Source organism: Kitasatospora putterlickiae, from assembly GCF_039527695.1.
GTDB classification, from domain to species: Bacteria; Actinomycetota; Actinomycetes; order Streptomycetales; family Streptomycetaceae; genus Kitasatospora; species Kitasatospora putterlickiae.
The window spans coordinates 7,406-11,178 of the sequence record NZ_BAAAKJ010000411.1 but is presented as its reverse complement, the minus strand read 5'-3'; the positions used below and the strand labels follow the sequence as shown (position 1 = coordinate 11,178).

Genomic DNA, 3,773 nt, shown 5'->3' with positions numbered 1-3,773 from the left:
CCCGCCCCGGACGCGGCCGGCTCGCTGGCGCTCTCCGGCACCAGCGGCACCGTCGCGCTGGTCCGCGGCACCGACCCGCTGACCTGCAAGACCGCCGCCGACTGCGCCGCCGACCCGCGGGTGCGCGACATCGTCGGCTTCGGCACCGCGGTGGTCCACGAGGGCGCGGCCTCGGCGCCCGGTGCCTCCAACACCGCCTCGGTGGCCCGCAAGGCGGGCCTGCCGGACACCGACGAGAACGCGGCCGACCTCGCGGCCGGCGCCCCGACGCCGACCAACAGCCGCGGCGAGGTCGCCGAGGGCTCCACCCCGACCGGCCCGACCGAGCCGGGCACCGTCCGGATCCACGACATCCAGGGCCGCACCCGCCTGGCGGAGCGCACCGGCAAGACCGTCGCGGGCGTGCCCGGCGTCGTCACCGGCGTGCGCGCGTACGGCTCCAAGGGCTTCTGGATCCAGGACCCGGACCCGGACGCCGACCCGGCCACCAGCGAGGGGCTGTTCGTCTACACCGGCTCCGCCACCCCGTCCGTCAAGGTCGGCGACGCGGTGCTGGTCACCGGCAAGGTGACGGAGTACTACCCGAACTTCAACGGCGGCTCGCAGTCGCTCACCCAGCTGAGCAACCCGGCCGTCACCGTGGTCTCCTCCGGCAACCCGCTGCCGGCCGCGGTGGTCGTCGACACCCGCAACATCCCCGGCACCTACAGCCCGGCGGCCGGCGCCGACGGCACCGTCAACGGCGTCACCCTGGACCCGGAGAAGTACACCCTCGACTTCTACGAGTCGCTGGAGGGCATGCTGGTCGAGGTCCGCGACGTGCGGGTGGTCCAGGCCACCGACAAGTACAACGAGCTGTGGGTGGCCGCCGACCGGCAGGACCAGAAGAGCAAGCGCGGCGGTCTGCTCTACGAGTCCTACGCCGAGCCGAACGTCGGCCGTCTGATGGTCCAGCAGCAGGCCCTGGTCTCCGAGCGGCCCTTCCCGGTCGCCAACGTCGGCGACGTGCTGACCGGCACCACCAGCGGCCCGCTGGACTACAACCAGTTCGGCGGCTACACCCTGGTCGCCGGCACCCTCGGCGCGCTCCAGGACAACCACCTGCAGCGCGAGGTCACCGCCCCGGCCGGCGAGCGCGAACTGACCGTCGCCACCTACAACGTGGAGAACCTGGCGGCCACCAACCCGGACGCCAAGTTCGCCGAGCTGGCCGCCGGCGTGGTCACCCACCTGCGCTCGCCCGACATCGTCGCCCTGGAGGAGATCCAGGACAACAACGGCGCCAAGAGCGACGGCACGGTGGACGCGAGCCAGACCGTCGCCAAGTTCATCGCCGCGATCAAGGCGGCCGGCGGCCCGGCGTACGACTGGCGCTCGGTCGACCCGCAGGACGGCAAGGACGGCGGCGAGCCCGGCGGCAACATCCGCCAGGTCTTCCTGTTCAACCCGCAGCGGGTCTCCTTCACCGACATCCCCGGCGGCACCGCCACCACCGCCGTGGACGTCGCGGGCACCGGCGCCGCCGCCTCGCTGACCGCCTCGCCCGGCCGGATCGCCCCGGACGACGCGGCGTGGAGCAACAGCCGCAAGCCGCTGATCGGCCAGTTCTCCTTCCGCGGCAAGAAGGTCTTCGTCATCGCCAACCACTTCAACAGCAAGGGCGGCGACCAGGGCATCGACAGCCGCTTCCAGGCCCCGACCCGCTCCTCCGAGGTCCAGCGGATCGCCCAGGCCACCGTCGAGCAGGCCTTCGTCGCCAAGCTGCTGGCCGCCGACAAGGAGGCCAGGGTGGTCTCGGTCGGCGACTTCAACGACTACCAGTTCTCGCCCGCGCTGGCCGCGCTCACCAAGGACGGCGTGCTGCGCGACCTGGTGAACGAGCTGCCGGAGAAGGAGCAGTACTCGTACGTCTACCAGGGCAACTCGCAGGTGCTGGACCACATCCTGGTCAGCCCGGAGGTCGGGTACGCCAAGTACGACGTGGTGCACATCAACGCCGAGTTCGCCCGGCAGGCGAGCGACCACGACCCGCAGGTGGTCCGCATCAAGCCGTGAGGCCGCCGGGCGCGCGCCGGAGCGCGTGACCGAGGGGGCGGTGACCGGGTCAGGTCACCGCCCCCTCGGGGCGTTCCGCCGGAGGGTCAGCGCAGCGCGGCCAGCACCGCGTCCGCCATCACCCGCTCGCCGGTCGCGTTCGGGTGGAAGGGGACGGCCGGGGAGCCGGGCAGCGCGCCCTCGATCCAGCGGTCGTCCGAGCAGACGTCGTGCCCGCGGGTCGGGGCGGCGGTGTCCACGTAGGTGGCGCCGACCGCCGCGGCGGTGGACCTCAGCATCGCGTTCAGCCGGCCGAGCACGCCGTGCAGATAGGGGACGTCGCCGGGGGCGAGCGGCTGGCGCAGCACGCAGGCGGCGCCGTCGGCGGGCAGCACCGAGGGGTAGCCGACCAGCAGGATCCGGGCGTTCGGGGCCTTGGCGCGCAGCCTGCGCACGGTGTCCGCGAGCCGCGGCCCGGTGGCGTCGATCCGGTCGGCGAGGTCGTCGGCGCCGTACCGCCAGGACCAGCTGGACCAGTCCCAGTAGCCGTGGTGGTAGACGTCGGTGCACGGGGTGCCGAGCGGGTTGACCAGCGCGCCGGCGACGCAGGTGGCGATGACGTCGCCGATCCCGATGTCGCTGTCGCCGAGGTCGTTGCCGCCGATGCCGAGGGTGATGAGGTCGGTGTCCGGGGTCACCGCGTCGATCTGCGGGTCGTTGACCCGCAGGAAGGCGTCGTACTGGGCCTCGGTGACGGACCCGACCTTGGCGGCGGCGCAGGTGACGTCCCGGTAGGCGGCGGCGTTCAGGGCGGCGGCGACCAGGTGGCCGTAGTCGCGGTCGGAGCGCAGGCACAGGCCCGCCGACTGGTTCGGCACGCCGGCGCCGGACGCGTAGGAGTCGCCGAGGGCCACGTAGCGGTGCGGGGCGGGGGCGGCGGCCTGCGCGCTGCCGGCGGTCATCGCCAGGGCGGCGCCGAGCGCGGCGGACGCGAGCAGCAGGGACTTGCGGGCACGGCGGAGCACGGTTCCTCCTGGGGGAGGGGAACGGGTGGGGGACGGACAGCCGGGCCACAGCTACTACCGACAGGTAAGTTACTGGCAGGTTTCGCCTCCGTCCATGCCGCGCGCGCACGTTTCCGAAAATCCGTCACCATGTTTCGCCGGTGGGCCCGACGGGAATTCCGCATTTCGCTCCACGGCGTATCGACGACGGTTCCGAGACGCGGCGGAGCGGAACGCGTGACCGTACGCCGCCGGTCTGGAGGAGCCGCCCGCATGGCCCTGGACGCCGACGTCATCGTCATCGGAGCCGGACTCGCGGGCCTCGTCGCGACCACCGAACTCGCCGGCGCCGGGCGGAAGGTGATCCTGCTCGACCAGGAGCCCGCCGGCTCGCTCGGCGGCCAGGCGCACTGGTCCCTCGGCGGCCTGTTCCTGGTCGGCTCGCCCGAGCAGCGCCGGCTGCGGATCCGCGACTCGCGCGCCCTCGCCTGGCAGGACTGGCTCGGCAGCGCGGGCTTCGACCGGCCCGAGGACGCCTGGCCGCGCCGCTGGGCCGAGGCCTACGTCGACGCGGCGGCGGGGGAGCAGCGGTCCTGGCTGCGGGCGCTGGGTGTGCGGTTCCTGCCGGTCGTCGGCTGGGCCGAGCGCGGCGGGGCGCTCGCCGACGGCCCCGGCAACTCCGTCCCGCGCTTCCACCTCACCTGGGGCTCCGGCCCCGGCCTGCTCGAACCCTTC

The 3,773-nt window shown here is 73.7% G+C and carries 3 protein-coding genes; 2 read left to right on the top strand and 1 reads right to left on the bottom strand.

The features are described 5' to 3' along the window. Positions 1–2,055, top strand: a 2,055-nt coding sequence (locus ABD308_RS34675; RefSeq protein ID WP_344343867.1) for an endonuclease/exonuclease/phosphatase family protein, incomplete at its 5' end; no start/stop codon positions are given. 86 nt (positions 2,056–2,141) lie between these two features. On the opposite strand, the gene ABD308_RS34670 is transcribed toward ABD308_RS34675, so the two are convergent. Further along, the gene (locus tag ABD308_RS34670; RefSeq protein WP_344343865.1) at positions 2,142–3,059 is read right to left on the bottom strand and encodes an SGNH/GDSL hydrolase family protein; all 918 of its coding nucleotides are present in this window, start codon (positions 3,057–3,059) and stop codon (positions 2,142–2,144) included. A 252-nt stretch (positions 3,060–3,311) separates the two neighbouring features. Here ABD308_RS34670 and ABD308_RS34665 point away from each other — a divergent pair. Then, positions 3,312–3,773 (top strand): FAD-dependent oxidoreductase (locus ABD308_RS34665; protein WP_344343863.1); only part of this gene is annotated, 462 nt, incomplete at its 3' end.